Below are 26,383 nucleotides of genomic sequence, written 5' to 3'. Positions count from 1 at the left end.
CGGACTCACCGTCGAGGGGCCGGGAGCGACGGTGACGAACTTCTGAGAGCCGTGCGACTGGGCGATTCACACGCGCTCGCGCGACCGAAAGGGTGTTTTTTTAGTGTCCGGTTTCGTAGCGTGATTCAACATGTTCAAGGCCATCGTGAGCGCCGAGACGCTCAAGACGACGCTCGACTCCGTGAGCGTCCTGGTGGACGAGTGTAAGGTCCACCTCGACGAAGACGGCATCGAGATACGCGCCGTCGACCCCGCCAACGTCGGCATGGTCGACCTGCGGCTCTCCGCCGAGGCGTTCGAGTCATACGAGGCCGACGGCGGCGTCATCGGCGTCAACCTCTCCCGGCTCGAAGACATCGCCGGGATGGCCGACGCCGGACAGCTCGTCGAGCTCGAACTCGACGAGGAGACACGCAAGCTCCACATCCAGATCGACGGGCTGGAGTACACGCTCGCGCTCATCGACCCCGACAGCATCCGCCAGGAGCCCGACATCCCGGACCTCGACCTCTCCGCCGAGATCGTCATCGAGGGCAAGGACATCAACCGCGCCGTCAAGGCCTCCGACATGGTCTCCGACCACATCGCACTCGGCGTCGACGCCGACGACGAGCTGTTCTACGTCGACGCGGAGGGCGACACCGACGACGTCCACCTCGAACTCACCACCGAGCAGCTCATCGACCTGCAGGCCGGCGACGCCCGCTCCCTGTTCAGCCTCGACTACCTGAAGGACATGAACAAGGCCATCCCCGCCGACGCCGAGGTCACGCTCGAACTCGGTGCGGAGTTCCCCCTCAAGATCACCTTCCCCATCGCCGAGGGGCAGGGCTCGGTCCTGTTCGTGCTCGCACCGCGCATCCAGAGCGACTGAGGCCGTTCTCGCTCTCTCCTTTCTCACGCTCGCCGCCACGCCGCGTGCCCGAGTGACGCGGCCGGGAGGCAGACCAGCGACCCGAACAGGAACACCACCGCGGCGAGTTCGACGAGGGCGACGGCGCTCACGGCGACGACGACCGCTGTCAGCGCGCCCACCCCGAGCGCGACGTTCCGGTCCCCTCGTCCAAGCGCGATACCGACGACGAACGCGTGGGCCGCCGCCAGCGCGGTCGCGGCCATCGCGAGCGCCAGTGTCGGCTGGTCGGTTGCGACGAAGTAGCCGAGGAACGGGACGAACGCGACGAGCGCGACCGGCCAGTGGGCCTCGGTCACGCCCGCGACGACGTCCCGGTAGCCCGGCGACGACCCTGTCATGTGCCGGGGTTGGAGTCGCGCCGGGAAAAGCACAACGTCGTCCGCCGAGGTGGGCACAGGAGTCAGCGTGAACGAACGTAGGGTCACCGTAGCGCTAGCCGTGGGGGCCGTCGCCGGGATGGCACGAACGGTCGTCCGGCCCCCTGAACGGTTCACGAACCGTCGGCAGGGAACGCGCAACTATGCCCTCGAACGGCGTACTCGAAGGTAATTCTCGACCGGGGGGTTGGGAGTCAGGGACCGTCACCTCGCACGAGAAGCACCAGCTATGGAAACACCGATCACCACCACAGACGACCGAGAGAAGACCGCAACCGGAATCTCGCGACGCCGCGTGCTACAGAGCACGGCGCTGACGACCGGCGTCTTCGGACTGGGACTGCCGTTGTCGAGCACGACCGTGCTCGCGGACGAGCACACCGACGGACGCATCGACACCTGTAACGCGACGCTCGACATCGTGCTCGCGCTCGACTACTCCGGCTCCATCGGCTCCGCCCTCTGGGGCGACATCGAATCCGGTGCCGAGAGCTTCGTCGACGTGCTGAACGACGACAACCAGCTCGGCGTCGTCACCTTCGGCGACACCGGCAAGGCCTACGACTTCGGCACGCAGGAGTATCTCCTGCTCGCCCAGGACGGCACGACCGACAACCGGCCCGCGATGAAGGCCGCCATCCCCGGCGTCGCGCCGCCCAACGAGAACGGGACCCACATGGCCGCGGCACTCGACCTCGCCGACGACATCCTCGACGGCCAGGGCCGCGACGGCAAGGAGGTCATCGTCCTCCTGACCGACGGCGAGCCGAACTACCAGAACGGCATCGTCGGCAACGGGTCGAACCCGCCCGAGGACGAGGCCGACGGCACCGTCGGCGGCGTCTCCGGCTACGTTCCCACCGCGACGACGGGCTTCGACCCCGAGGGCGACGGCGACAAAACCTACGCGTACACCGGTGGCTCGACCGGCACCGACGCCGTCATCACCGACGGCGAGCGCGACGAGACCGAGGCGGTCGCCACGGTCGCGAAGGCCGACGGCACCCGCATCGTCGCGGTCGGTATCGGCAGCGGCGTCGACGACGACTACCTCCGCGACCGCATCGCGACCGCGCCCGAGGACTACGTGCAGGTCGCGAACTCCAGCGAGCTCGGTGCCGCGCTGCGGAACCTCCTCTCGGAGATCTGCGACGAGTGCGACGAGTGCGAGGACGAGGGCCTGCTCGCGAAGTACGAGTTCGAGTGCGTCGAGACCGTCGACGACGAGTGCGTCGCGTACGACTTCGTCCTCGAGACGGGCGACGAGAGCCTCGTCTCCTACACGGCGGGCAGCTACGTGAACAAGGACGGCGAGGAGTTCGAACCCATGACCGCCACCTTCGACACCGGGTACTGCACGGTCTACGCGGTCGTCAAGGCCGGGCGCGGGCTCGAAGTGCAGGAACTGGTCGCCGAAGACGGTCAGGTCACCGCGGAGTACATCGCACCGCACGCCATCAGCTTCGTGGCGTTCTTCTGCACCGAAGACGCCGCGGAAGCGTTCGCCGAGAGCTTCCCGTCGAACCGTGGCGGTGGCCCCCGGGCACGGTAACACTGCCGTCGAACAGCCGCTTCGATTTTTTCCGACGCTTCACCGATACCGGTCGATGACCGCCTTCGCCTCGCGTGCCGCCTGCTTCCAGCCGTAGCCCGCCTCGTAGACGTGTCGCTTCGCCTCGACGAGCTCCTCGGGGGAGTCCTCGGCGAAGCCGCCGCGCTCCCACGTGCCCGTCTCGTGCAGCCACTCGATGACCTGCTCGCGCGTCTCCGGCCACGAGAGCCCGACCATCTCGTAGTAGGCGACCAGCGCGAACACGCTGTTGTCGTGACAGCCCGGCACCGAGCCGTACTCGTAGACGGTCTTCACCGGCTCGTACTGCGGCGTCGTCAGCAGCTCGCGGTACTCGTCGGGCGAGCGCAGCTCCAGCCGGCCGTCGTGCTCCTCGACCCGCTGGACCGTCCGCAGGTGCTCCAGCGCCGCGTTCTGGAGCCCGCCCCAGTCCGCCGCGACCGACGGCAGTTCGTCCTCGTGTTTCACCCCGCCCGCCAGCGCCGCCAGCACGTCCGCGTACGCCTTCTCGACCGCGTGCCACTCGACGCCCGCGAACCGACACTCCGGGTCGTGGAGGTCGTTCGTGCTCCGGCAGTCGGGACAGGGATACTCGAAGTGGCGTGCCACGTCCACAGTGAGGGGAGTGCTCGTCTAAGAGTGTACCGTTCCGGTATCGGACTCGGTTGGAACCGTCGTTGTGGTTGCGTGGGTCACCGAAACCGCGAGAATCGGCGACGAATCCAGCCAGAAAGCTCCGCTAAACGCAGAAACAGCTCGCGACGACACAACCCAGAAAGCCCCGGCGGGTGACGCTCCCGCGGCTCGCTGCGGTCCTCGTACCTGCGGTCCTTGCTTCGCCGGGGTTCGCGTCGCCCGCCGCACCTTTCAGTCCCGCCCGTCTGCACCGCGACCGCACCGCACCAGCCCTCCCCCTCGACAACCACGCGCCTAGCGGCGCGGGTTGTCTTGGCCGTGTGGCTGGTGACGGTGTCGTCGAACCATCCAAGGTTTACAAATATTGTAAACTTTTCACCGTGGCGCGCGGCTGGCGAACGTGCCGAGCGCAGCGAGGCCGTGAGCCATTCGCGCGAGGGACGAGGAGCGCAGCGCCAGCGAGCACCGCAGGAGGCTGGGGAGGTTCGAGGGCGGTTGCGGTGGGTGGGGCTGAAAGGGGCGAGGCGCTCGGCGAACCCGGACTCCGCAAGCACCGGAACGAAGTGAGGAGCGCAGCGTGGGTCCCGGGAGCCGAGCGCCTCGGGGCTTTCTGGCCGTTGTCGTCGTCAGTGAATCCCACGACAAATGGGATATACGGACTGTCGTCAACACCAGCAGCAGTCGCAGTAACCGAACCAGCACCTCCCGAGCACTAGCCTCATTCGGAGACTTTACACCACATCGAACACTCCCACAGTACAGAGTGGACCCGTCGCGAATCTTCGAGGAGTTCCCCGCGCCCTCCTACCGCGGTGCCCAGGAACAGGCGCTGAGAGACATCCAGGCGGCGTTCGACGCGGGCAACGAGGTCGTCCTCGTCCGCGCACCGACGGGTAGCGGCAAATCGTTGCTCGCGAGGGCAATCGCGGGCTGTGCGGCGACGGTGGACGAGGTCGCGCCGAGCGACGCGAGCGGGGCGTACTACACGACGCCGCAGGTCTCGCAGCTGGACGACGTGGCCGCGGACTCGCTGCTGGAGGACCTGAACGTCATCCGCGGGAAGTCGAACTACAACTGCATCCTCCCCGGGGAGCGCGACACGCCGGTCAACCGGGCACCGTGCGTCCGCGAGGCGGGCTACGACTGCTCGGTGCGCCACCGCTGTCCGTACTTCTCGGACCGGGCCATCGCGTCGAACCGCGAGATCGCGGCGATGACGCTGGCGTACTTCATGCAGACGGCGGGCTCGGAGGTGTTCCGGAAGCGGGACGTCGTGGTCGTCGACGAGGCGCACGGGCTGGCGGAGTGGGCGGAGATGTACGCGACCATCGAGCTGAGCCCGCAGACGCTGCCGAACTGGGACGACCTCAGAGTACCAAAAATCGATTCGCTGGACCGGGCGGTGGACTACGCCGACGCGCTGCTTGGGACGCTGAAGCGTCGGAAGGACGAGCTCATCGGCAAGCCGGAGCTGTCGGCGGCGGAGGTGTCGCTGCGGGACCGGCTGCAGGAGCGCATCGGCGAGCTGGACTGGTTCGTGGGCGACTACCGCGACCCCGAGAGCGCGACGGAGTGGCTGGTCGACCAGGACCCCGACGACGGCTCCAACGACGGCGAGGGCGGCCCGCTCACCATCAAGCCGATGAATCCCGAGAAGTACCTGAAGCACACCGTCTGGGACCGGGGGAACCGCTTCGCGCTGCTGTCGGCGACCATCCTGAACAAGGAGGCGTTCTGCCGGCAGGTCGGCCTCCCGCCGGAGCGCACCGCCCTCGTCGACGTCGAGCACACGTTCCCCGTCGAGAACCGGCCGCTGTACGACGTGACCCAGGGGAAGATGACCTACGAGCACCGGGACGAGACGCTGCCGAAGGTCGCCCGCGTCGTCACGCGCGTGATGGGGCACCACCCCGACGAGAAGGGGCTGGTCCACTGCCACTCCTACGGCATCCAGGAGCGCCTCGCCGAGCTCCTGCGTGATTTCGGCGTCGGCGCGCGGGTCCGCACGCACTCCCGTGAGGACCGCGACGGCGAGCTCGACAGCTGGAAGGCCACCGACGAACCCGAGGTGTTCCTCTCGGTGAAGATGGAGGAGGCGCTCGACCTGAAGGGCGACCTCTGTCGCTGGCAGGTGCTCTGCAAGGCCCCGTTCCTGAACACCGGCGACTCCCGGGTCGCACACCGGCTGGAGCAGGGCCAGTGGGCGTGGTACTACCGCTCCGCCCTGCGGACCGTCATCCAGGCCTGCGGCCGGGTCGTCCGCGCGCCCGACGACTGGGGCCACACCTACCTCGCGGATTCGAGCCTCGTCGACCTGTTCGACCGCGCGCGGAGCGACACGCCGCCGTGGTTCGCCGAGCAGGTCGACCGGCTCTCAGACCCGGACCTCCCCGAGTTCGACCCGAGCGCGGCGCTCGCGGGGATGGACGAGGGAGCCGCGGCGGGCCGACGGTACCAGCGCGGGAGTGGGAGCGAGAGCAGCGGCGGCGAGGGCGACGGCGGGTCGGGTGGAACCAGCGGGGGCAGCGGCTACAGCCGGTCGCGCAGCAGCCGCTCGGGGTCGTCGAGGTCACCGATGGCCGACGTGTGGGACACCGACGGCTGACCGGCCGGTCGACGTGTGTCGGGGAGCGGCTCAGAACGCCGCGAGAACGCCGACGACCGACGAGAGCAGCATCAGCGCGACGAAGAAGAGCGCGATGATCTGCTGGCGGTTGAACTCGGGCATACTCCCGTCTTCTGCCTCCGAGGGCTTCAATCCCTCGGCCTCAGGCCGTCGCGCGGCGGACGACGTAGGCGGCGAGTCCGAACAGGCCGGTCCAGCGGACGGCTGCCGTCGCCAGATCGACCCCGTCGAGGAGCAGTCCGTAGAGCTCGTACGACAGGGCGAGTCCGAGCCCGTGGACGAACACCGACTCGAAGAGGTCGAGGAGGAGGTGGCCGACCGTCTCGACGAACCACGTCGCGAGCAGTATCGAGACGACGCCGAGCAGTATCCAGGGGAGTTCGCCGAGGAGCCAGCGCAGGTCCGCGTCTCGTGTGGAGGGCATCGTCGGAACGGCTCACGGGAGCGGGAAATCCCTTCTGGTTCGGACCTGCCCCGGGACGGCTGTCAGTCCACCCGCGCGTCGACGACGACGTGGACGACGCCCTCGCTGTGGCTCTTGACCTCGCGGCGGTCGAGCACGGTCACCTCGCGACCGTGCGCGTCGCCGACGGCTTCCAGGCGCGAGACGGGGTGGCTCCACGGGTCGTCCGCCGGTTCCGTCGCGTGGACGTGGAGCGTTCCACCCGAAACGACGGCGTCGAAGGCGGCGTCGAGGTAGCTCCGGCCGTCGTCGCCATCCCCGGCGGGGGCGACCGCGTCGTAGTAGCCCATCACGACCCGGTCGGCCGTCGTCTCGACGTCGCGGCAGTCCCCGAGGACGAGCTCCATCCGGTCGAGGACGGCGTTGTTCGCGGCGTTCTCGCCGAGGTACCGGAACGCGTCGGGGTTCTTCTCGACCGCGGTGACGGTCGCCCCGGCGCGGGCCATCGGCAGCGCGAAGTAGCCGATGCCGGCGAACATGTCGAGCACGCGCTCGCCCTCGCCGGTGGCTTCGCCCATGTGGACGCGCTCGGCCTGGTTGCCCGGGGAGAACATGACTCGCGCGAGGTCCAGCCCGTACCGGGTCCCGTGCTCGACGTGGACCGTCTCGGTGTCGCCCAGGCCCGCGACGACCCGCACGGTGGGCTCGCGGAACTCGCCGTCGACGCCCGCGCGGGCGCAGACGGTGTCGGCCTCGCCGTGGAGTTCGAGCAGCGCCTCGCCGACGGCCTCCTCCTCGTCGGCGTCGAGGTCGGTGAGGGAGACCAGAATCACGGTGCCGACGACGGCCCACGACGACGGCGCGCGCTCGACGGCCGCGTCGTCCCAGCCGCGTTCGCGCAGCAGCGTCGCGAGGTCGGGCGCGCGCGGCTCGGGGTCGGTCTGGCGGACGACGCGGCGGACGCTCGTCTCCGTGGGTGGTTCGGTGACGGGGAGCGCGACGGCCGCCTCGGGGACCGGCTGGACCCGTCGGTCGTCGTCGTACACCCCCTCGGCGCGCAGGCTGGCGATGGCGACCTCGGCGCGCTCCCGTGCGACGACGACGGCGAGCGGGCCGTCGGCGGTGGCGTCCGCGACCTCGGGGAGGGCGTCCACCTCGTCGCCGCGTTCGTCGTCGCCGGGCTGGCCGTTGTCGTCGCCGCGCTTGCCGTCGTTCATCTCACCACCAGTCGTCCTCGTCGTCGTCCTCGGGCGGGAGGACGTGCAGGCCGGCGCGGCTCTTCAGTACCCGAACCGTGTCGCCGTCCGCCTCGAAGTAGTCCGGCCGGGCGATGGTCTTCGCCTGGTACGTCTCCGGGTCGAGCACCTGCACGGAGTGCTCGTCCTCGACGGCGACCAGCGAGGTTTCGACGCCGTCGTCGACGGTGCCGAGCTTCCGGGCGTCCGGGGCGTCCCCCTCCTCGTAGCTGGCCTCGTAGCGCTCGCCGGTCGTGACCCGGACACCCTTCAGGTTGCCGCGGGCACTGCTGACGAGCACCGGGCCGCCGTCGTCGTCCTCGTCCGCGAGTTCGATGACGTCGCCGGGTCGGTACGGCGGGAGGCGGACGGCGTAGGTGACGCGGTACACCTCGTTGCCGTCCTCGTCCTCGGTGACGAGCGTCTCGTGGTCGGTCCAGGCCCCGCCGAACTCCTCGACCACCTTCGCGGCGATCTGCTTGCCGATGTTGTTCGTCGAGACCTTCACGTCGAGCCCATCGTCGGTCTCGCCCATCTCGGTGACGAACGCGTTCCGGTCGCCCGTCGCCTCCATCCGGTCGACGACCATGTTCGAGATCTCCTTCGCGCGCTCGATCTCCTCGCTGTCTGGGGTGCGGTCGAGCGCACGAATCTGGACGATGGAGGCGTAGTAGTCCCCGGCGATGCGCCCACACCGGGTGCAGGTCTGGCGGGCGATACGGACGGGCACCGTCACCTCCGCCTCGCGGTACTGGCCGCGTACGACCCCCGAGAACAGGCAGTGCATCCGGATGTTGTTCTGGTCGACCTGCTCGGGCTGGACCTGCCAGGAGACGTCCTCGGCGTCGACGTGGACCGCGAGCGCCTCCGACACCTCCTCGATTGCCACGTCGGTGTAGTCCTCCGCGCCGATGTCGACCCAGCGACGGCCCCGGAAGACGGCACCGCAGGTTGCACAGACGCGCACCTCGATGCGCTCCGGCGCGTCGACGAGCTCGAACTGGTCGAAGTAGCAGTCGTCGCAGACGCCCACGTCGGACTTGCCCAGCGGGTCGCTGGCGGCCGCCTCGGACATCGCCTCCCCGCAACGGGGGCAGAACGAGCGCTGGTCGGTCATGACCGACTCGTAGGCCGTTCTGCCGTATAAAGCGCAGGATTCGGCGGTGGACGGCGGCGTCCCTCGCTGGCGTGGCATCGCTGGGCCGACTCGCCGACGGCGACGAACTTTAGACCGCTCGACTCCTTCCTGCGAATATGCAATGGAAAGCGGACTGGGGGCTACGGCTCCGCATGTTCGTCACGATGTTCCTGTTGACGGCGGTGTATCTCGCCTTCATCGGGGCGCTGTCGGTGTATCTCGGGTTCGGTTTCACCGGCATCGTCCTGGTGTTCGCGCTGTTCTCCGGCGCGCAGTGGTTCTTCAGCGACAAGCTCACGCTGTGGAGCATGGGGGCGAAGGAGGTGAGCGAGGACGAGTACCCCGAGCTCCACGGGATGGTCCGCCGGCTCTCCCAGCAGGCCGACGTGCCCGTCCCGAAGGTCGCAGTCGTCGACTCGCAGGTGCCCAACGCGTTCGCGACCGGTCGCTCGCAGAAGCACTCGGCCGTCGCCGTGACGACCGGGCTGCTGAAGACGCTGAACCGCGACGAGCTGGAGGGCGTCCTCGCCCACGAGCTCGCCCACGTCAAGAACCGCGACGTGATGGTCATGACGATCGCGTCGTTCCTCTCGACCATCGCCTTCCTCGTGGTCCGCTTCGGCTTCTTCTTCGGCGGGGGCCGCAACCGGAACAACGGCGGCGTCTTCGTCGCCATCGCCGTCTCGCTGGTCGTCTGGATCATCTCCTACCTGCTCATCCGGGCGCTCTCGCGCTACCGCGAGTTCGCGGCCGACCGGGGCGCGGCGGTCATCACCGGCAAGCCCGCGGCGCTGGCGTCCGCGCTCGCCAGCATCTCCGGCGGGATGGAGCGGGCCCCGAAGGAGGACATGCGCGAGCAGGCCGAGATGAACGCGTTCTTCATCTTCCCGGTCAGCGGCGGCACCATCACCCGCCTGTTCAGCACGCACCCCTCGATGGAGCGCCGCATCGATGCCCTCCAGCAGCTCGAACGCGAGATGGAGGCGACCTGAACCGATGGACCGGGCGCGAGCCGGGGCGATACTGCTCGTCGTCGGCCTCCTCGTCGCGGCCCACCCGGTCTACCTCGACCTCGAACCCGGCGACACGACCGTCGAGGTGGTCGCCGAACCCGCGGACGGAGCCGTGGCCGAGGACCGCGTGACGAACGCCTCGAGCCTCGCCGATTCCGCGCGGGCGACCCTCCGCGAGGCCGTCGACGGCGACCAGGCGACGCGCTGGCGCGGGGCCGACAGCGCCGCCGTCGTCCCGCTCATCGAGGCCGACTACGTCCGCCTCGACGGACAGGTGTACCGCGTCCAGGTGTTCCCCGCGCAGGGCCTGTTCGACCGCGTCGACACCGTCGTCTCGCCGCTGGTCGCGCTCGTCGGCGTCCTCGCGGCGCTCCTCGGTGGGCGGACCATCTGGGACGTGGGCGCGACCGGCGGGGACGACCGGGCACCGCGATAGGGAGGCCTAAGGCGGTCCCGGTCTTTTCGCCCGATATGGGGCTGTTCGATTCTATCCGCGAGATGCTGGGCACCCGCGCCGAGGCCGACGCCGCCCGCGCCGCCGACCCCGAGGACCTCTTCGGGATGAGCACGGCGTACATCACGATGGCCACCGAGCTCGACTACGCGTCCACCGGCGACGCCGCACTCTGCTTCTCCGGCGTCGACAGCACGGACTTCGCCGACGCCGTCCGCGAGGTCGAGGACATCCTCGCGGCCGGCTCCGAGGAGACGGGCACCGACTTCGACCTGCGCGAGGACGACCACGGCTACCAGTGGGTCGTCCTCCACGACGACGACCCGGAGGACCTCGTCACCAGCATCCACTTCGCCGCCGACACGTTCATCGAGCGCGACTACGGCTCCCGGCTGCTCGCCGCCGTCTTCGGGTTCGCGAACGACGACCGCACCGCCTACTGGATCTACTCGTTCCGCCGCGGCGCGTACTACCCGTTCGTCCCCCGCAGCGGCCAGGAGCGCGACGACGCCCTCGAGTTCAAGCTGGAGAGCAACCTCGACGGCGAGCTCGACATCGAGACGGACAAGCAGTACTGGTACCCGCTGTGGCCGAGCAACAGCGGGACACATCCGTGGGAGTGAGACGAATCGGGTGACGGGTCACGGCCCTCGCCGACCCCGCGCTCGCGCTGGTCGACCCGCGCGTCGGCCCGCGAGCCGGCCACAGCTGACCGTCTCGCCCCCGTCTTCCGGTTTAATCCCTCGCCCTGCTACCGAGTCCACCCCCATGCCACGTTCCACTTTCACTTTCACTCCCCTGTTTACGGGGCTTTATACCCCATCGGGACTCACGGACAGGTATGGCAGACGTAGACCTCGAGAAACTCCCCGGCGTGGGACCGGCAACGGCAGACAAGCTCCGCGACGCAGGCTTCGACTCCTTCCAGGGCATCGCTGTCGCGGCCCCCTCCGAGCTATCGAACACGGCCGACGTGGGCGAGTCCAGCGCCGCCGACATCGTGCAGGCCGCCCGTGAGGAGGCCGACATCGGCGGCTTCGAGACCGGCTCGCAGGTGCTCGAACGACGCAACGAGATCGGCAAGCTCAGCTGGCAGATCGACGAGGTGGACGAGCTCCTCGGCGGTGGCGTCGAGACCCAGTCCATCACCGAGGTGTACGGCGAGTTCGGGGCCGGCAAGTCCCAGGTCACACACCAGCTCTCCGTGAACGTCCAGCTCCCGAAGGAGGTCGGCGGGCTGCGCGGCTCGACCATCTTCATCGACACCGAGGACACCTTCCGCCCCGAGCGCATCGACGACATGGTCCGGGGACTCCCCGAGGAGGCCATCGAGGCCACCCTGGAGGACCGCGGCATCGAGGGCTCGCCCGACGACGACGAGACGATGGACGAGCTCGTCGACGACATCCTCGACAAGATCCACGTCGCGAAGGGGTTCAACTCGAACCACCAGATGCTCCTCGCCGAGAAGGCCCAGGAGCTCGCCGGCGAGCACGAGGACGGCGAGTGGCCCGTCCGCCTGCTCTGTGTCGACTCGCTCACCGCCCACTTCCGCGCCGAGTACGTCGGCCGTGGCGAGCTCGCAGAGCGCCAGCAGAAGCTCAACAAGCACCTCCACGACCTCGACAAGGTCGGCAACCTGTTCAACTGCGCCGTCGTCGTGACGAACCAGGTCGCCTCGAACCCCGACTCGTTCTTCGGCGACCCGACCCAGCCCATCGGTGGCAACATCCTCGGCCACAAGTCCACCTTCCGGATGTACCTGCGCAAGTCCAAGGGCGACAAGCGCATCGTGCGGCTCGTCGACGCGCCGAACCTCGCCGACGGCGAGGCCGTGATGCGCGTGCAGGACGGCGGGCTGCGGCCCGAGTAACGCCGCTTCGGCCTCGGCGCTAGTTTTTCGCTTCCCGACCACGTACCGTCAGGTATGAACTGGCGACGACTCCTCATCGCGCTCGGCAGCGGTGCGACGACGTTCCTGCTCGTCGGCGCGGCCATCCTCTCGGTCATCCCCGACATCCCGGGCGGCATCATCGGCGTGTTCGGCGGCCTGTTCGCGGGGCTCGCCGCCGCCGTCGGCGTCTGGGTCGGTCTCGGCCGTGCGAGTGCCGCCGTCGAGCGCATCGCCCTCGGCTACGCCGCCTTCGCGTACGCCTTCCTCGGCATCTGGTTCATGCGGTACGCACACGTGATAGACGGCGTCGGCTTCCAGGGTCAGTTCCTCGGCGGCATCGTGCTCGCGGTGGCGGTGGTGGTCGTGGACTACCTCCGGCCGCCCTCGCGGGCCGTCGCGGAGTAGTCGTCCGGGGGTTCGTCGTTCCGTCCCGCGGTGATCCGTCACGTCCACTGTTTCCCACAGTCTTGGAATTGAAGTGCAATACTATATCCGTCGGTGTCGAACCTCTACCTGTGAAGACACCATGAACGGCTACGCACTCGTCGTCGCGACGGACGAGTTCGAGAAGATCACCGCAGCGAGCATCATCGGCTCCATCGCCGCAGCCTCGGACATCCCGGTCGACGTGTTCGTGACGATGAACGGGCTCCGCCCGTTCGAACACGAGGTCGTCGAGACGCGGGACTTCACGACGGGACCGCTCGGCGAGGCGATGCTGACGAGCGAGGAGACGGAGGTGCCCCTGTTCACGGAGCAGTTCCGCGACGCCAGGGAGATGGGCCCGATGAACCTCTACGCCTGCACGATGGCCATGGAGATGTGGGGCCGCGAGCTCGACGACTACGTCGACATCTTCGACGGGGAACTCGGCGTCTCCGGCTTCCTGACCAAGGCCAGCGACAAGCAGGTGATATTCGTCTGAGCTGCCCCGTCGCCGACCGCACCGCCATCAGAACACCACACCAGATCACGAGATATCCAACAATGAGCGAACAACTCACTGCCGACGTAACGATCGACGCACGCGGTGCCGGCTGCCCCGGCCCCCTGATGGACCTCATCGGGAAGGTCAAGACGGCAGACAGCGGCACCGTCTTCGAACTGCAGACCTCCGACCGCGGGTCGGTCAGCGACGTGCCCGAGTGGGTCGAGAAGGCCGGTCACGAGCTGGTCGAGACCGTCGAGCACGAGGACTACTGGAGCATCTACGTCCAGAAGGCCTGACCCATGACCCGGATCGTCATCGTCGGGGGCGGCACCGGCGGCACCGTGCTGGCCAACCGGCTCGTCGAGGACCTCGACAGCGAGGTCACGGCCGGCGAGGTCGAGGTGACGCTGGTCAACGACTCCCCCGACCACGTCTACAAGCCGACGTACCTGTACGTCCCGTTCGGGAAGAAGACCGTCGAGGACGCGGTCCGCCCGCTCGCGGACCTCGTCGACCGGCGGGTCGACCTGGAGATCAACCGCGTCGTCGGCATCGACACCGACGCGAAGACCATCGAGCTGCAGGACGGCCGCGACACGCTGTCGTACGACCACCTGGTGCTCGCGACCGGCGCGAAGCTGGTGCCCGACGAGGTGCCCGGCCTCGTCGAGGGCGGCCACCACTTCTACGGCCCCGATGGTGCCGAGAAGCTCCGGGACGCGCTCGCGGAGTTCGAGGGCGGTCACCTCGTGCTCAGCGTCGTCGGCGTCCCGCACATGTGCCCGGCCGCACCGGTCGAGTTCACGCTCATGGCCGACGAGTGGTTCCGCCAGCGCGGCATCCGCGACGAGGTTGAGATCACGTACACCTACCCCATCATGCGCCTGCACGGGCTCGAACCCGTCTCCGACTGGATGGAGCCCCGGTTCGCGGAGCGGGACATCCACACGGAGACCTTCTTCAACGCCGAGGAGGTCGACCCCGAAGCCGGCGTCATCAGGTCGATGGAGGGCGAGGAGCTCGACTACGACCTGCTCGTCGCCATCCCGCCCCACGCGGGCGACGACCTCATCGCCGGCTCCGGCCTCGGCGACGACGGCTGGGTCGCCGTCGACAGGCACACCCTCGAGGCCGAGCACGCCGAGGACGTGTACGCCATGGGCGACGCCGCCGACGTGCCGACCAGCAAGGCCGGCTCCGTCGCCCACTACGAGGCCGACGTCGTCGCGGACCGCATCGCCAGCGAGGTCCGCGGTCAGCTCCCGACGGCGACGTTCGACGGGAAGACCGTCTGCTTCATCGAGGCGGGCATGGACGAGGCGACGTTCGTCGAGTTCGACTACGAGCACCCACCGGAGCTGCGCGACGAGTCCCGGCCCGTCCACTGGGCGAAGCTCGCGTACAACGAGACCTACTGGCTGACCGCCAGGGGGCTGCTCTGAGGTGATACCGATGGCAGAAACCCCACAGGAGCTCGAGGCCGAGGAGCTCACCGAGGCCATCGAACGGAACCCCGAAGCCGTCGCCGAGTTCGTCGCCCGGCTCGACCGGGTGAACGAGCTGCTCGACGTGCTGGAACTCGGGACGAGCGCGCTGGACGACGAGATGGTCACCCGCCTCGCCGGCACCGGCTCGACGCTCGCCGAGTCCGCCGACGCGATGGCGACCGACGAGGCCGTCCGGCTCGCGGAGGCGGTCGGCGAGAACGGTGACGAGCTCGCCGACGCCATGGCCACGGTCGCCGAACTCCAGCGCAACGGGACGCTCGACGACCTCGCCGCGCTGTCGGACCTGCTCGCGCTCGCGAACGGCGCACTCGACGACGAGATGGTGATGCGTCTCGCCGCCACCGGCAGCGGACTGGGCGAACTCGCCGACACCGCTGCCGAGCCCGAGACCGTCCGCGGGCTCGAACGCATGCTGGACGCGGTCGGCGACGCCAGCGCCGAGGAGCCCGAGCCGGTCGGGGCGCTCGGGCTCGTGAAGGCGACCCGCGACCCCGAGGTCAAACGCGGGCTGGGCTACCTGGTCGCCATTGCCAGGGCGCTCGGCTCCGCGTGAGAACGAGTTCGTCCAGCCCGCTCACTCGTCGTCTTCTTCGGTAGTCGTCTTCCCCAGGTCGAGCTCGCCGCGGTAGATGTCCGCGCCGTCCTGTGCCACCTTCTCGGCGAGCACCGCACACTTCACGCGCATCGGGGAGATGTCGACGCCGAGCATCTCCGTCATGTCGTCGCGGTCCATCTCGGCGAGCTCGTCGAGCGTCTTGCCGCGGACCTCCTGCGAGAACATGCTCGCGGCGGCCTGCGAGATGGCACAGCCGTCGCCGCGGAAGGCGACACCCGCGATGGTCTCCCCGTCGTCCTCGAGCTTCACGTCGATACGGATCTCGTCGCCGCACATCGGGTTCTCGCCGACGTGCGAGAACGTGGCGTCCTCGATCTCCCCGTAGTTCCGGGGGTTCTTGTAGTGGTCGAGGATCTGCTGCCGGTACATGTCCGAGCCAGGTCCCATTGTTGGCAGTGGATAGGGGAGTTCGGTGGAAAAGGGTTCCGCAGCGCCCTGCGAGAGTCAAACGAGTCTTTGAGGTTGGGATACGCACTTACAACCGTCTCGCATCAGTCGTCGTATGGTTCCCCGACAGACCGACGATGCAGCCGACCGCCCCTCGGAGGTCGACCGCCGCCGCGTCCTCGCCGGACTCGCCGGGGTTGCAGCCGCGACCACCCTCCCGGCCACGGCGGCCGCGTCGCGGTCGGCCGACCAGGCAGCACCGCTCGAACCCACCGCCGAACTCGCCATCGAGGGCGTCTGCGAGGCCGTCGTGAGCGAGGACGGCGAGACCGTCTTCGCGGCGACCCGCGACGGCTTCGCGACCGTCGACGTGAGCGACCCCGCGAATCCAGCACTGCTGTCCGAGGAGCGCGACCTGACCCACGACGGGCAGGGGCCGATGCAGCGGGTCTACGACGTGAAGTACGCCGACGACCGGCTCGTCGTCGCCGGACCGAACGCCGGCGGGCGAAACGAGCTCTCCGGGTTCTTCCTCTACGACGTGAGCGACCCCGCGAACCCCGAGCGGCTCGCCTTCCAGCCGACGAACTACGGCATCCACAACTGCTTCTTCGACGGCACGCACGCCTACCTCACCGGCAGCGGCGTGCCGAACGAGCCGACGATGATCTACGACGTGACCGGCGACTCGCCGGAGCAGGTCGGCGAGTGGTCCGCCGTCGACGAGGACGACGCGTGGCGCGACGCCGGGCGGAACTCCCTCTCGTGTCACGACGTGTACGTGCAGGACGACACGCTGTACGTCGCGTACTGGGACGCCGGCACCTGGGTCGTCGACGTGAGCGACCCGGCGAACCCGAGCGCGGTGGCGAAGCTCGGCGAGCACTCCGCCGCGTACCTCGCCGAGATCGGAGACGGCTTCACGTCCGAGTTCATCGAACTGCCCGGCAACGCCCACTACGTCCAGCCGAACGCCGACGGGTCGGCGGTGTACGTCGGCAAGGAGGCGTGGGACCGCGAGGACACCCCCGACCACGACGGCGGGCCCGGCGGCATCGAGCTCTGGTCGATGGGCGACGAGCCCACCCGCGAGACCATCCTCGCGCCCCCCGAGGACAACGACGGCGCGACCTCGCACAACTTCGGCGTCGACGGCGACCGGCTCTACACCTCCTGGTACGGCGGCGGCGTGCGGGTGTACGACGTCACCGACCCGACGGCCCCACGGCTCCTCGGCGGCTGGCGCGACGACGAGACCGCCGTCTTCTGGACCGCGAAACCCATCCACGAGGGGTTCGTCGGCGCGAGCTACCAGAACCCCGAGAACAGCCGCGAGGAGCGCCAGCAGGGCCTCGATGCGCGCCTGCTCCTGTTCCCCGAGCCCGAGGGCGAGGGCGAGCCCGCGCCGACGATGGAGCCCCGGCCGGTGCCCGAAGGGGGCTCGGACGGCGACACTGACACGCCGACCACCCGCCCACCGGACGGCGGCGGCGAGGGCGGAACGGCAGGGACAACCGACGACGACCCCGTCACGCCGGCCTCTCACACGCCGGGGACCACCACCACCGACGACAGCACCGACGGCGGCTCGCCCGGGTTCGGCGTGCTCGCCGCACTCGCGGGCGTCGGCGCGGCCGCCGGGCTGGCGAGACGGCGACGGCGGCAGGACGAGGAGTAGTCGGCGCGGGGCCGACGGGCTCAGCGTTCGCCGGCGACCTCGCGCTCGAACTGCTCGACGAACGTCTCGAGGAAGGCGTGGCGGTCGGCCGCCAGCTCCCGACCGGCGTCCGTGTACATCCGGTCCTCGATGCGGAGCAGCTTCTTGTGGACGTGGTTGAACGAGGTCTCGCCGGCCGGCGAGTCGTCGGCTACCGGTGGCAGGTCGGGGTCGTGGAGGGTCCGGCCGTGCTCCCCGGCGTAGGCGAACGTCCGGGCGAGCCCGACCGCGCCGATGGCGTCGAGGTTGTCCGCGTCTGAGAGCAGCTCCGCTTCGCGGCTCTCGGGCTCGACGTCGTTCGAGAAGCGGTGGGCGCGGACGCAGTGTGCGACGGCGTCGACGGTCGCTGTGTCGACCCCCTGTGCGTCGAGGATACGTCGGGCTTCTCCGGCTCCCCACGCCGCATGGTCGTCGATTTCGCCGTCGGCCTCGCGCTTGCGTCCGATGTCGTGGAGCCACGCGGCCGCGAGCAGCACGTCCTCGTCGACCGCGTGGTCGGTGCGGTCGACGAGCGCCTCGGCGTTCTCGACCACGCGCTCGACGTGGTGCCAGTCGTGCGTCGGCGCGAGCCCGCCGAAGTACGTCTCGGCGCGCTCGCGGAGGGCGGGGATGTCCATGGTTCGGACACCGAAGCCAGCGGCAAAAACGGTCCGATGGCGGAGCGGAACTGGTCGGGTCAGGCGAACAGCTGGCGCGCGTCGTCGATGGCCTCGACGAGCACGTCGACCTCTTCCTCGGTGTTGTAGATGTAGAACGACGCGCGGGCGGAGGCGGCGACCCCGAGCGTGTCGTGCAGCGGCTGGGTGCAGTGGTCGCCGGCGCGGATGGCCACGCCGTGGTCGTTGACGATGCTCGCGAGGTCGTGGGCGTGGACGCTCCCGACGTTGAACGCGACGAGGCCGCCGCGGCCCTGGTCGGGCGACGGGCCGTAGATGTCAACGTCCTCGAACTCGCCCAGGCGCTCGTAGGCGTAGCGCGCGAGGCGCTCCTCGTGGCGCTGGATCCGCTCCATGCCGATGTCGTCGAGGTAGTCGATGGCCGCGTCGAGGCCGACCGCCTGTGCGATGAGCGGCGTGCCCGCCTCGAACTTCCACGGCAGGTCGTTCCACGTCGCGTCCTCGTAGGTGACCTTCCGGATCATGTCGCCGCCGTAGAGGTACGGCTGCATCTCGTCGAGGATGGCCTCCTTGCCGTAGAGCACCCCGATGCCGGTCGGGCCGGCCATCTTGTGGCCAGAGAAGGCGTAGAAGTCGGCGTCGATAGCTCCCACGTCGACCGGGCGGGTCGGCACCGCCTGTGCGCCGTCGATGAACGCGTAGGCGTCGTGCTCGTGGGCGAGGTCGGCGAGGTCGGAGACCGGGTTGACGGTCCCGAGCGTGTTCGAGACGTGGACCGCGCTGACCATCTTCGTGTCGTCCGTGATGAGGTCGGCCGCCGCGTCCATGTCCAGCAGCCCGTCCTCGTCGATGGGGATGTACTTCGCCGTCGCGCCGGTGCGCTTTGCCACCTGCTGCCAGGTGACCAGCGAGGCGTGGTGCTCCATCTCGGTGAGGACGACCTCGTCGCCCGGCCCGAGCTCCTCCATGCCCCAGGCGTACGCGACCAGGTTCATCGCCTCCGTCGTGTTCTTCGTGAAGACGATCTCCTCGCGTCCCGCCGCGCCGATGAACTCCGCGACCCGGTCGTGGGCCTCCTCGTAGGCGATGGACGCCTCCTGGCTCAGCTGGTGGACCCCGCGGTGGACGTTCGCGTTGTAGCCGTAGTAGTAGTCGACGATGCTCTCGACGACCTGCTTCGGTGTCTGGCTCGTCGCCCCGTTGTCCAGGTAGACCAGCGGGACGTCGTCGCCGACCGTCCGCTCCAGGATGGGGAAATCCTCGCGGATGCGCTCGACGTCGAGTGCCTCGATGTCCTGCGTGCTCATTACCGTATTCTGGGGGTCCGAGACCCAACTGTCCTTCGGTCGCTTCGCGTTCTGCCCCTGTCTGTGACGGTGCTCGGTTCCGGTTCGGGCGGTCGTGCGGGTCGCCTGCCTCACCGAGGTTTATAATTATTGTAAACTTTGGCGGCGATATCGATGTGTCAGGCGGGTGGCGCGCGGCTGGCGAACGTGCCGAGCGCAGCGAGGTCTCCGCGAGTCTGCGAGCGGAGGGCAGCGAGACGACGAAGGAGTCTCGCCAGGCCGTGAGCCGTACTCGTGCGAGGGACGAGGAGCGCAGGGAGCGGTCACGAGACGCTCGCGTCTCGTGGGCCCACCGGAAATCTCCGATTTCCGGGGACGCTAGCGACTGAGCACCGCAGTCGGTTGGGGAGGTACGAGGTGCGGAGGCGGTGGGCGGGACTGAAAGGGGCCGGTCGCTCGCCAGCCGAGACGACGCAAGCACCGCAGGAACGAGGAGCGCAGCGAGTCACAGGCGGCGAGCGACCGGGGGCTTTCTGTCTGTTCGTGGGGCAAGCGAGTCTCACTATAGAACCAAATTCTCGGCTATCGCCATCACCGAATCCGCAACCAGAAACAGTCACGACGAACAGTCCAGAGAACAGCCGAGACACACGAAAACTCCACTGCCGAAGCCTTAAACGCGTCCGCGTGCTACGCCGTTCTATGCAGCAGCACGTGAAGATTCCGCAGGACCGCATCGGCGTGCTGATCGGCGAGGGCGGTGAGACGATGCGACGGATCGAGAACCGGGCCGGTGTCAGACTGGACATCGACTCGGAGAACGGCTCCGTCGCCATCGAGCAGGTGGGTGACCCCGTGGACGCGCTGAAGGGCCCCGACATCGTCCAGGCGATCGGCCGCGGCTTCCCGCCGGAGGACGCGTTGACGCTCCTCGACGACGAGATGCGGATGTTCGACCTCATCGACATCGACGCGGCGGCGCGCAACAAGCGCGACCGCAAGCGAAAGAAGGGCCGCCTCATCGGCGAGAACGGCCGGACCAGGGAGCTGATGGAGGAGCTGACGGGCGCGAGCGTCGTCATCTACGGCTCGACGATGGGCATCATCGGCGGGCCGGAGCAGGTGCAGATCGTCCGCGAGGCCGCCGAGCGACTGCTCGACGGCGCACCGCACGGCTCGGTGTACGCCTTCCTCGAACGGAAGCACAACGAGCTGAAGCGCAAGGGGATGGACTACCACCGGTACCCCGGCGGGACCTGAACCGCGGCCGACCGTCGCCGACCACCCCGCCGAACGGTTCTCGTCGAGCAGTCACACCGGAGAGCGCCAGCGCCACCTCACGACGCCCGAATACAGTATATAAAGCACAGGCCATGACAACAAATAACAAGGGTTATTGTGGTACCGTCTGGCGTTTTTGAGACCTGCTTACACAACTTTTATATAGAATGCCAATCAATCATTCGGACGACCATGGCTCAGCAAATGGGTAATCAGCCCCTCATCGTTCTCTCCGAGGACAGTCAGCGAACGTCCGGCAAGGACGCGCAGTCGATGAACATCACGGCCGGAAAGGCCGTCGCAGAGTCCGTACGCACCACACTCGGCCCGAAAGGGATGGACAAGATGCTCGTCGACTCGACGGGCGGCGTCGTCGTCACGAACGACGGCGTGACCATCCTGAAGGAGATGGACATCGAGCACCCGGCGGCCAACATGATCGTCGAGGTCGCCCAGACCCAGGAGGACGAGGTCGGCGACGGCACCACCTCCGCCGTCGTCGTCTCCGGTGAGCTCCTCAAGAAGGCCGAGGACCTCCTCGAGCAGGACGTCCACGCGACCACCATCGCGAACGGCTACCGTCAGGCCGCCGAGAAGGCCAAGGAACTCCTCGAGGACGCCGCCATCGACGTCGACGCCGACGACCGCGACTACCTCGAGCAGATCGCCGCGACGGCGATGACCGGCAAGGGCGCGGAGTCCTCGAAGGACCTCCTCGCCGAGCTCGTCGTCGACGCCGTCCTCGCCGTCCAGGACGAGGAGGGAATCGACGCCGAGAACATCAAGATCGAGAAGATCGTCGGCGGCTCCGTCGACGACTCCGAGCTCGTGGACGGCGTCCTCCTCGACAAGGTCCGCGCACACGACAACATGCCGTTCTTCGTCGAGGACGCGAACGTCGCCGTCGTCGACGACGCACTCGAGGTCCGCGAGACCGAGATCGACGCCGAGGTCAACGTCACGGACCCGGACCAGCTCCAGCAGTTCCTCGACCAGGAGGAGAAGCAGCTCAAGGAGATGGTCGACACGCTCGTCGAGGCCGGTGCCGACGCCGTCTTCGTCGGTGACGGCATCGACGACATGGCCCAGCACTACCTCGCCCAGGAGGGCATCCTCGCGGTCCGCCGCGTGAAGGACTCCGACGCGAAGCGCATCGCCCGCGCGACCGGCGCTCGCGTCGTCGCCAACGTCGACGACGTCGAGGCCGACGACCTCGGCTTCGCCGGCCGCATCAGCCAGCAGGACGTCGGCGGCGACGAGCAGATCCTCATCGAGGACGTCGAGGACGCCAAGTCCGTCACGCTCCTGCTCCGCGGCGGCACCGAGCACGTCGTCGACGAGGTCGAGCGCGCAATCGACGACAGCCTCGGCGTGGTCCGCACGACCATCGAGGACGGCACCGTCCTCCCCGGCGGCGGCGCACCCGAGGTCGAGGTCGCACTCCAGCTCCGCGACTTCGCCGACTCCGTCGGCGGCCGCGAGCAGCTGGCCGTCGAGGCCTTCGCCGACGCACTCGAGGTCATCCCGCGCACGCTCGCCGAGAACGCGGGTCTCGACTCCATCGACAGCCTCGTCGAGCTCCGCTCCCGCCACGACGGCGGCGAGTACGCGGCCGGTCTCGACGCCTACTCCGGCGACGTCATCGACATGGAGGAGGAGGGCGTCGTCGAGCCGCTCCGCGTGAAGACCCAGGCCATCGAGAGCGCCACCGAGGCGGCCGTCATGCTCCTGCGCATCGACGACGTCATCGCCGCGGGCGACCTCTCCGGCGGTCAGGTCGACCCCGACGACGGCGGCGACGCCGGCGGCCCGCCCGCAGGCGGCATGGGCGGCGGCATGGGCGGCATGGGCGGTATGGGCGGCATGGGCGGCGCGATGTAAGCTCGGCCACCGCCAGCACACCACCCACCGGCTGACCGACGTATCGCCGCTCGACCGACCTTCGAATTCTTTCGACGCTCTCCCGGTAGCGGCCGCACTCGACGGAGACGACCCTCGATGCATGGCCGAACGTTACTTGTCACCACACGGTCGACGTTCGGGTATGCGGGTCCGCGAGATCATGTCGGAACAGCCGGTCAGCGTCGACGAGGACGAGCCGGTGCGGACCGCAGCCGAGACGATGGTCGACGAACACATCGGGTGCGTCGTCGTGACCCGCCAGGGCGGCGCGAGGCCGTACAAGGTCGGCATCCTCACGAAGAGCGACGTGCTCGAACTCGAGTGCGAGCACCGGACGGACGCCGAGGAACGCTCGACGCTCGGTCTGGTGCTCGACCGACTCCGCAGTTCGAACCCGAGCCTGCTGGACGAGGTGACCGTCGGCGAGGTGATGAGTTCGCCGCTGGTGACGGTCTCGCCGAAGACCTCCGTGGAGGAGGTGATACAGCGGATGCAGGCCGAGGGCGTCCGCCACGTCGTCGTCACCGAGAAGCTCCAGGCGGTCGGCATCGTGACGCCGACCGACGTGATGGAGCACCACCCCGAGGCGATCGAGCTGGCGCGCCGGCTCGGCGGCCGCGGGCCGGACTGGGGCGACCAGTGAACTCGTCCTCGGTTGCTTCTGGTGGTCGGGTTCCGATTTAACTAAGTACGGTGGTTCAGTAGCACCAGCTATGCAGACGCTTCTTCTGGGCAGCGACGACGTGGACGAAAACGCGCAGATGCCCGAGGTCATCGGCGCGGTCGAGGACGCGTTCGCAGCCTACGAACACGGGAACGCACAGATGCCGGCGAAGTCGTACATCGACCTGCCGGAGTACAACGGCGACTTCCGGTCGATGCCGGCCTACCTCAACGCGAAGACGTGGGACGCCGCAGGCATCAAGTGGGTGAACGTCCACCCGGACAACCCGGACTACCACGACCTCCCCACGGTGATGGGGACGATGATCTACTCCGACCCCGAGACGGCGTTCCCCCTCGCCATCATGGACGGCACCGAGCTGACGATGAAGCGCACGGGCGCGGCCGCCGCCGTCGCCACGGACCACCTCGCCGTTCCCGACGCGACCAGCCTCGGTATCGTCGGCGCTGGCGTCCAGTCGTACACGCAGCTCGACGCCATCGCCGAGGTCCGACCCATCGAGGAGGTCGTCGTCAGCGACGTGCGCGAGGAGGCCGTCGAGCGGTTCGTCGACCGCTACGACGACGAGTTCGACGTCCGCGGCGGCTCCATCAGCGAGGCCGGCCACTGCGACGTGCTCTCCACCGTGACCCCCGTCGAGGAGCCGCTCGTCTCCGCCGACGACCTCGGCGAGCACACCCACATCAACGCCATGGGTGCCGACGCCGAGGGCAAACACGAGATCGCCGACGAGGTGCTGCTGGCCGCGAAGCTCGTCATCGACGACTACAAGCAGTGCACCCACTCCGGCGAGATCAACGTCCCGTGGCACGCCGGCGTGCTCGACGACGACGACATCTACGGCGAGATCGGCCAGATCGTGACCGGCGAGCGCCCGGGCCGCACCGACGAGGACGGCGTCACCGTCTTCGACTCCACCGGCCTCGCCATCCAGGACGTCGCCACCGCCCACGTCGTCTTCGAGCACGCCGACGAGAACGACAACGGCACGCCCTTCGACCTGCTCGGGCTCGGGAACTGATCCTCGGCCGCGTACTCCCGCTTCGTTTCCGCCGTTACGACTCCGCCGCGTACTCCTCCAACGTCTCCAGTTCGACCGAATCCAGCACCGCCTCGTTCGTCGCCGACAGGTCGACCGGCGGTGCGACACCGTCCTCCTTCGCCTCCAGCCAGCGCCCGAGACAGAGACACCAGCGGTCGCCCGGATGGAGCCCGGGGAACTCCAGTTCCGGACGGGGCGTCACGAGGTCGTTGCCCTGCTCGCGGCTGTACTCGAGGAACTCCTGCGTGACGACCGCACAGATCTCGTGACGGCCGAGGTCCTCCTCGACGTGGCGACAGCAGCCGTCGCGCAGGTAGCCAGTGGGTGGTGTCGAACAGCAGGGGTCGAGCGGCTCGCCGTGGACGTTCCGGTCGTCGTGGTCGTCGCTCATAACCGGGCTTCGGACGGGAGGGAGAAATGCCTGTTCGACGGCGACGGTGACCGGCGGCTCCCCGTCCAGGGACGACAGCTCAGGACCCGTCGGACCGCGGCCGGACGACCAGCCCCGACCGGACACTCGCAACGTCGCCGGACCCGGGTCACCCCACCCGGGATGGCAGGGTGGTAGGAACGGCTTTCGAAGCGCGGCGTCGACCGTCGACCGACCGACTGCTTCGGGCCGTGCTCGCGGGCGTCACCTGGCCGGCGGGCTCGCGGACGCTCCTCTGTCGACCCAGGACGGCCACCGTTCGGCGGTGCCTGACGGCCGCGAAACCGAACGTTGCGCTCCATAACAATCACCCGTGCCACGTCACTCGTTCCCGATGGCACTCCAACCGATACGAATGTCGACCGTCCTGGTGCTGGTCGCGTGCCTCCTGGCCGCACCAGCGTTCGGGGCGGTCCCGGTCGGCGCAACCGACACACCTGTCACGAGCATCAGCTCGTGTCGAACCATCAGCTCCTCCGGGACCTAGGAGCTCACCAGGGACCTCCGTGACCGCGGCGAGACGAACTGCATCGTCATCGAGGCGGACGACGTCACGTTCGACGGCGACGGCCACCTGGTCGAGGGGCAGTCCCGCTCGGGCACCGTCGGCATCCTGATCCGTGGCGCCGACGGGGTCACCGTCGAGGACGTCGAGGTTCGCGAGTGGGGCAACGGCATCGAGCTCGAGTACAAGTCGCCGGGCACCCGGAACGTGAGAATCGTCGACAGCCACGTCACCGACAACGTCCGCACCGGCATCCGCGGGGACGACGTGGGTAAGACGACGATCCGCGCCACCCACGTCGGGGACAACGGCGTCGGCATCCACTTCAGCGTGTCGAGCACGCTCGCCGTCCACGACACCGACATATACGACAACGACGGCCGCGGCATCTACCTCGACGACACCTCCAGGGCGAGCATCGAGGGGAACGAGATCTTCGACAACGGCGGCCAGGGCATCTACACCATCGACCTCGGCGCCGACGTCGTCGACAACGAGGTCTCCGGAAACGCCATGACCGGCATCCACGTCGATGCTGACAACAACGCCCGGCTCTACGAAATCTCCGGCAACGAGGCCTGGGACAACGGCGAGCACGGCATCGTCGTCCGCGAGATCGCCGAGACCGAGGTCTCCGACAACGAGGTTCGGGGCAACGACGTCGACGGCATCCTGCTCGTCGACTTCCACGACGGCGAGGTCATCGACAACGAAGCCCGGAAGAACGGCGACGACGGCCTCCACGTCCTCAAGGAGTCGACCGGGTCCTTCGGTGGTGACTCGAACGTCATCGAGAACAACGTCCTCGAGGAGAACGACGACGACGGCCTCTTCGTCGAGTTCTCGTCCGAGAATGTCGTCGAGAACAACGAGATGACCGGCAACGGTGACGACGGCGTCCAGTTCTCCGGCACCGAGGACAACGAACTCGTCGACAACGAGGTCACCGACAACGACGACGACGGCGCCCGCTTCGTCGAGGCGAACGACAACGACGTCGTCGGGAACACCATCGAGGAGAACGACGACGACGGCCTGGACCTCGAGAACTCGGACGACAACGACATCGAGGAGAACTCCATCTGCGGCAACGGCGACTCCCAGATCGTCGACGACGCCACCTCCACCGGCAACGACTACGACGACAACGACGTCGCCAGTCGGTGCTGAGCTGGCCGTCTACTCGACATTTTTCGCGGCGATGGTCGGCCCTG

27 protein-coding genes are annotated in these 26,383 nt (G+C 68.5%); 18 read left to right on the top strand and 9 right to left on the bottom strand.

The window, feature by feature from the left end:
* Positions 1-130: 130 nt before the first annotated feature.
* A complete protein-coding gene (locus tag NOW55_RS17540; RefSeq protein WP_256401404.1) occupies positions 131-874 on the top strand; it encodes a DNA polymerase sliding clamp in 744 nt (247 codons plus the stop codon).
* A gap of 23 nt (positions 875-897) precedes the next feature.
* Here NOW55_RS17540 and NOW55_RS17535 read toward each other — a convergent pair whose 3' ends face one another.
* Entirely contained in the window at positions 898-1,254 is a 357-nt protein-coding gene (locus NOW55_RS17535; protein WP_256401403.1) for a hypothetical protein, read from the bottom strand.
* Positions 1,255-1,522: 268 nt separating this feature from the next.
* Between NOW55_RS17535 and NOW55_RS17530 the strand changes: the two genes are divergently transcribed.
* Positions 1,523-2,845 (top strand): vWA domain-containing protein, encoded by a 1,323-nt coding sequence (locus tag NOW55_RS17530; RefSeq protein ID WP_256401402.1) that lies wholly within the window; start codon positions 1,523-1,525, stop codon positions 2,843-2,845.
* Between the two features lie 39 nt (positions 2,846-2,884).
* On the opposite strand, the gene NOW55_RS17525 is transcribed toward NOW55_RS17530, so the two are convergent.
* Positions 2,885-3,472: a DUF7474 family protein gene (locus NOW55_RS17525; RefSeq protein WP_256401401.1), complete on the bottom strand. Its 588-nt coding sequence runs from the start codon at positions 3,470-3,472 to the stop codon at positions 2,885-2,887.
* 790 nt (positions 3,473-4,262) lie between these two features.
* Here NOW55_RS17525 and NOW55_RS17520 point away from each other — a divergent pair.
* Positions 4,263-6,104, top strand: a complete 1,842-nt coding sequence (locus NOW55_RS17520) for a helicase C-terminal domain-containing protein (protein WP_256401400.1) — start codon at positions 4,263-4,265, stop codon at positions 6,102-6,104.
* A gap of 163 nt (positions 6,105-6,267) precedes the next feature.
* On the opposite strand, the gene NOW55_RS17515 is transcribed toward NOW55_RS17520, so the two are convergent.
* From NOW55_RS17515 to NOW55_RS17505, 3 genes are all read right to left on the bottom strand, one after another.
* Complete coding sequence (locus NOW55_RS17515) at positions 6,268-6,549, bottom strand: hypothetical protein (RefSeq protein ID WP_256401399.1); 282 nt, start codon at positions 6,547-6,549, stop codon at positions 6,268-6,270.
* Between the two features lie 62 nt (positions 6,550-6,611).
* Positions 6,612-7,745: a class I SAM-dependent methyltransferase gene (locus NOW55_RS17510; RefSeq protein WP_256401398.1), complete on the bottom strand. Its 1,134-nt coding sequence runs from the start codon at positions 7,743-7,745 to the stop codon at positions 6,612-6,614.
* A gap of 1 nt (position 7,746) precedes the next feature.
* Complete coding sequence (locus NOW55_RS17505; protein ID WP_256401397.1) at positions 7,747-8,880, bottom strand: 60S ribosomal export protein NMD3; 1,134 nt, start codon at positions 8,878-8,880, stop codon at positions 7,747-7,749.
* A gap of 137 nt (positions 8,881-9,017) precedes the next feature.
* On the opposite strand from NOW55_RS17505, the gene htpX reads away from it, so the two are divergent.
* From htpX to NOW55_RS17460, 9 genes are all read left to right on the top strand, one after another.
* The gene (gene htpX / locus NOW55_RS17500) at positions 9,018-9,893 is read left to right on the top strand and encodes a zinc metalloprotease HtpX (protein ID WP_256401396.1); all 876 of its coding nucleotides are present in this window, start codon (positions 9,018-9,020) and stop codon (positions 9,891-9,893) included.
* 4 nt (positions 9,894-9,897) lie between these two features.
* The gene (locus tag NOW55_RS17495; protein WP_256401395.1) at positions 9,898-10,350 is read left to right on the top strand and encodes a hypothetical protein; all 453 of its coding nucleotides are present in this window, start codon (positions 9,898-9,900) and stop codon (positions 10,348-10,350) included.
* Between the two features lie 35 nt (positions 10,351-10,385).
* Entirely contained in the window at positions 10,386-10,991 is a 606-nt protein-coding gene (gene pspAB, locus NOW55_RS17490) for a PspA-associated protein PspAB (protein WP_256401394.1), read from the top strand.
* A gap of 218 nt (positions 10,992-11,209) precedes the next feature.
* Complete coding sequence (radA, locus tag NOW55_RS17485) at positions 11,210-12,241, top strand: DNA repair and recombination protein RadA (protein WP_256401393.1); 1,032 nt, start codon at positions 11,210-11,212, stop codon at positions 12,239-12,241.
* A gap of 54 nt (positions 12,242-12,295) precedes the next feature.
* Complete coding sequence (locus NOW55_RS17480; protein WP_256401392.1) at positions 12,296-12,667, top strand: DUF8147 domain-containing protein; 372 nt, start codon at positions 12,296-12,298, stop codon at positions 12,665-12,667.
* A gap of 121 nt (positions 12,668-12,788) precedes the next feature.
* Positions 12,789-13,187, top strand: coding sequence for a DsrE family protein (locus NOW55_RS17475; protein WP_256401391.1), 399 nt, complete (start codon positions 12,789-12,791; stop codon positions 13,185-13,187).
* 62 nt (positions 13,188-13,249) lie between these two features.
* Positions 13,250-13,489 carry a sulfurtransferase TusA family protein gene (locus NOW55_RS17470; RefSeq protein WP_256401390.1) on the top strand — a complete coding sequence of 80 codons (240 nt, stop codon included), beginning with the start codon at positions 13,250-13,252 and terminating at the stop codon, positions 13,487-13,489.
* Positions 13,490-13,492: 3 nt separating this feature from the next.
* The gene (locus tag NOW55_RS17465; RefSeq protein WP_256401389.1) at positions 13,493-14,635 is read left to right on the top strand and encodes an NAD(P)/FAD-dependent oxidoreductase; all 1,143 of its coding nucleotides are present in this window, start codon (positions 13,493-13,495) and stop codon (positions 14,633-14,635) included.
* 10 nt (positions 14,636-14,645) lie between these two features.
* Positions 14,646-15,254 carry a helical membrane plugin domain-containing protein gene (locus tag NOW55_RS17460; RefSeq protein WP_256401388.1) on the top strand — a complete coding sequence of 203 codons (609 nt, stop codon included), beginning with the start codon at positions 14,646-14,648 and terminating at the stop codon, positions 15,252-15,254.
* 21 nt (positions 15,255-15,275) lie between these two features.
* Here the strand turns inward: NOW55_RS17460 and sufU are convergent, their stop codons facing one another.
* Positions 15,276-15,704: a Fe-S cluster assembly sulfur transfer protein SufU gene (gene sufU / locus NOW55_RS17455; protein WP_256401387.1), complete on the bottom strand. Its 429-nt coding sequence runs from the start codon at positions 15,702-15,704 to the stop codon at positions 15,276-15,278.
* Between the two features lie 115 nt (positions 15,705-15,819).
* On the opposite strand from sufU, the gene NOW55_RS17450 reads away from it, so the two are divergent.
* Complete coding sequence (locus tag NOW55_RS17450) at positions 15,820-17,382, top strand: LVIVD repeat-containing protein (RefSeq protein WP_256401386.1); 1,563 nt, start codon at positions 15,820-15,822, stop codon at positions 17,380-17,382.
* A 20-nt stretch (positions 17,383-17,402) separates the two neighbouring features.
* Here NOW55_RS17450 and NOW55_RS17445 read toward each other — a convergent pair whose 3' ends face one another.
* Together NOW55_RS17445 and NOW55_RS17440 are read right to left on the bottom strand one after the other, a co-directional pair.
* Entirely contained in the window at positions 17,403-18,038 is a 636-nt protein-coding gene (locus NOW55_RS17445; RefSeq protein WP_256401385.1) for an HD domain-containing protein, read from the bottom strand.
* A 59-nt stretch (positions 18,039-18,097) separates the two neighbouring features.
* Positions 18,098-19,345, bottom strand: a complete 1,248-nt coding sequence (locus NOW55_RS17440; protein WP_256401384.1) for an aminotransferase class V-fold PLP-dependent enzyme — start codon at positions 19,343-19,345, stop codon at positions 18,098-18,100.
* Between the two features lie 681 nt (positions 19,346-20,026).
* Here NOW55_RS17440 and NOW55_RS17435 point away from each other — a divergent pair.
* The 4 genes from NOW55_RS17435 (at position 20,027) to NOW55_RS17420 (ending at position 24,213) form a co-directional block, all read left to right on the top strand.
* Entirely contained in the window at positions 20,027-20,584 is a 558-nt protein-coding gene (locus tag NOW55_RS17435; protein ID WP_256401383.1) for a KH domain-containing protein, read from the top strand.
* Between the two features lie 225 nt (positions 20,585-20,809).
* Positions 20,810-22,486: a thermosome subunit alpha gene (gene thsA / locus NOW55_RS17430; RefSeq protein ID WP_256401445.1), complete on the top strand. Its 1,677-nt coding sequence runs from the start codon at positions 20,810-20,812 to the stop codon at positions 22,484-22,486.
* 163 nt (positions 22,487-22,649) lie between these two features.
* Positions 22,650-23,150 (top strand): CBS domain-containing protein, encoded by a 501-nt coding sequence (locus NOW55_RS17425; protein ID WP_256401382.1) that lies wholly within the window; start codon positions 22,650-22,652, stop codon positions 23,148-23,150.
* A 70-nt stretch (positions 23,151-23,220) separates the two neighbouring features.
* Positions 23,221-24,213: an ornithine cyclodeaminase family protein gene (locus tag NOW55_RS17420; RefSeq protein ID WP_256401381.1), complete on the top strand. Its 993-nt coding sequence runs from the start codon at positions 23,221-23,223 to the stop codon at positions 24,211-24,213.
* A 34-nt stretch (positions 24,214-24,247) separates the two neighbouring features.
* Here NOW55_RS17420 and NOW55_RS17415 read toward each other — a convergent pair whose 3' ends face one another.
* Positions 24,248-24,625 (bottom strand): DUF2237 family protein, encoded by a 378-nt coding sequence (locus NOW55_RS17415; protein WP_256401380.1) that lies wholly within the window; start codon positions 24,623-24,625, stop codon positions 24,248-24,250.
* A 568-nt stretch (positions 24,626-25,193) separates the two neighbouring features.
* Here NOW55_RS17415 and NOW55_RS17410 point away from each other — a divergent pair.
* Positions 25,194-26,339 carry a right-handed parallel beta-helix repeat-containing protein gene (locus tag NOW55_RS17410; RefSeq protein WP_368407784.1) on the top strand — a complete coding sequence of 382 codons (1,146 nt, stop codon included), beginning with the start codon at positions 25,194-25,196 and terminating at the stop codon, positions 26,337-26,339.
* Positions 26,340-26,383: the final 44 nt, after the last annotated feature.

The organism is Haloarchaeobius litoreus (genome assembly GCF_024495425.1).
GTDB lineage: Archaea > Halobacteriota > Halobacteria > Halobacteriales > Natrialbaceae > Haloarchaeobius > Haloarchaeobius litoreus.
The sequence above is the reverse complement of the archived record's forward strand: the minus strand, read 5'-3'. Positions and strand labels throughout refer to the sequence as shown.

Excerpts from the sequence above, each read along its gene's own strand:
- NOW55_RS17470 (WP_256401390.1), top strand. The coding sequence starts at position 13,250 with ATGAGCGAACAACTCACTGCCGACGTAACGATCGACGCACGCGGTGCC.
- NOW55_RS17475 (WP_256401391.1), top strand. The coding sequence starts at position 12,789 with ATGAACGGCTACGCACTCGTCGTCGCGACGGACGAGTTCGAGAAGATC.
- NOW55_RS17505 (WP_256401397.1), bottom strand. The coding sequence starts at position 8,880 with ATGACCGACCAGCGCTCGTTCTGCCCCCGTTGCGGGGAGGCGATGTCC.
- NOW55_RS17415 (WP_256401380.1), bottom strand. The coding sequence starts at position 24,625 with ATGAGCGACGACCACGACGACCGGAACGTCCACGGCGAGCCGCTCGAC.
- NOW55_RS17495 (WP_256401395.1), top strand. The coding sequence starts at position 9,898 with ATGGACCGGGCGCGAGCCGGGGCGATACTGCTCGTCGTCGGCCTCCTC.
- NOW55_RS17540 (WP_256401404.1), top strand. The coding sequence starts at position 131 with ATGTTCAAGGCCATCGTGAGCGCCGAGACGCTCAAGACGACGCTCGAC.
- NOW55_RS17425 (WP_256401382.1), top strand. The coding sequence starts at position 22,650 with ATGCGGGTCCGCGAGATCATGTCGGAACAGCCGGTCAGCGTCGACGAG.
- NOW55_RS17420 (WP_256401381.1), top strand. The coding sequence starts at position 23,221 with ATGCAGACGCTTCTTCTGGGCAGCGACGACGTGGACGAAAACGCGCAG.
- NOW55_RS17530 (WP_256401402.1), top strand. The coding sequence starts at position 1,523 with ATGGAAACACCGATCACCACCACAGACGACCGAGAGAAGACCGCAACC.
- NOW55_RS17515 (WP_256401399.1), bottom strand. The coding sequence starts at position 6,549 with ATGCCCTCCACACGAGACGCGGACCTGCGCTGGCTCCTCGGCGAACTC.
- NOW55_RS17440 (WP_256401384.1), bottom strand. The coding sequence starts at position 19,345 with ATGAGCACGCAGGACATCGAGGCACTCGACGTCGAGCGCATCCGCGAG.
- NOW55_RS17535 (WP_256401403.1), bottom strand. The coding sequence starts at position 1,254 with ATGACAGGGTCGTCGCCGGGCTACCGGGACGTCGTCGCGGGCGTGACC.
- htpX (WP_256401396.1), top strand. The coding sequence starts at position 9,018 with ATGCAATGGAAAGCGGACTGGGGGCTACGGCTCCGCATGTTCGTCACG.
- pspAB (WP_256401394.1), top strand. The coding sequence starts at position 10,386 with ATGGGGCTGTTCGATTCTATCCGCGAGATGCTGGGCACCCGCGCCGAG.
- NOW55_RS17450 (WP_256401386.1), top strand. The coding sequence starts at position 15,820 with ATGGTTCCCCGACAGACCGACGATGCAGCCGACCGCCCCTCGGAGGTC.
- NOW55_RS17510 (WP_256401398.1), bottom strand. The coding sequence starts at position 7,745 with ATGAACGACGGCAAGCGCGGCGACGACAACGGCCAGCCCGGCGACGAC.
- sufU (WP_256401387.1), bottom strand. The coding sequence starts at position 15,704 with ATGGGACCTGGCTCGGACATGTACCGGCAGCAGATCCTCGACCACTAC.
- NOW55_RS17480 (WP_256401392.1), top strand. The coding sequence starts at position 12,296 with ATGAACTGGCGACGACTCCTCATCGCGCTCGGCAGCGGTGCGACGACG.
- radA (WP_256401393.1), top strand. The coding sequence starts at position 11,210 with ATGGCAGACGTAGACCTCGAGAAACTCCCCGGCGTGGGACCGGCAACG.
- NOW55_RS17435 (WP_256401383.1), top strand. The coding sequence starts at position 20,027 with ATGCAGCAGCACGTGAAGATTCCGCAGGACCGCATCGGCGTGCTGATC.
- NOW55_RS17465 (WP_256401389.1), top strand. The coding sequence starts at position 13,493 with ATGACCCGGATCGTCATCGTCGGGGGCGGCACCGGCGGCACCGTGCTG.
- NOW55_RS17445 (WP_256401385.1), bottom strand. The coding sequence starts at position 18,038 with ATGGACATCCCCGCCCTCCGCGAGCGCGCCGAGACGTACTTCGGCGGG.
- thsA (WP_256401445.1), top strand. The coding sequence starts at position 20,810 with ATGGGTAATCAGCCCCTCATCGTTCTCTCCGAGGACAGTCAGCGAACG.
- NOW55_RS17460 (WP_256401388.1), top strand. The coding sequence starts at position 14,646 with ATGGCAGAAACCCCACAGGAGCTCGAGGCCGAGGAGCTCACCGAGGCC.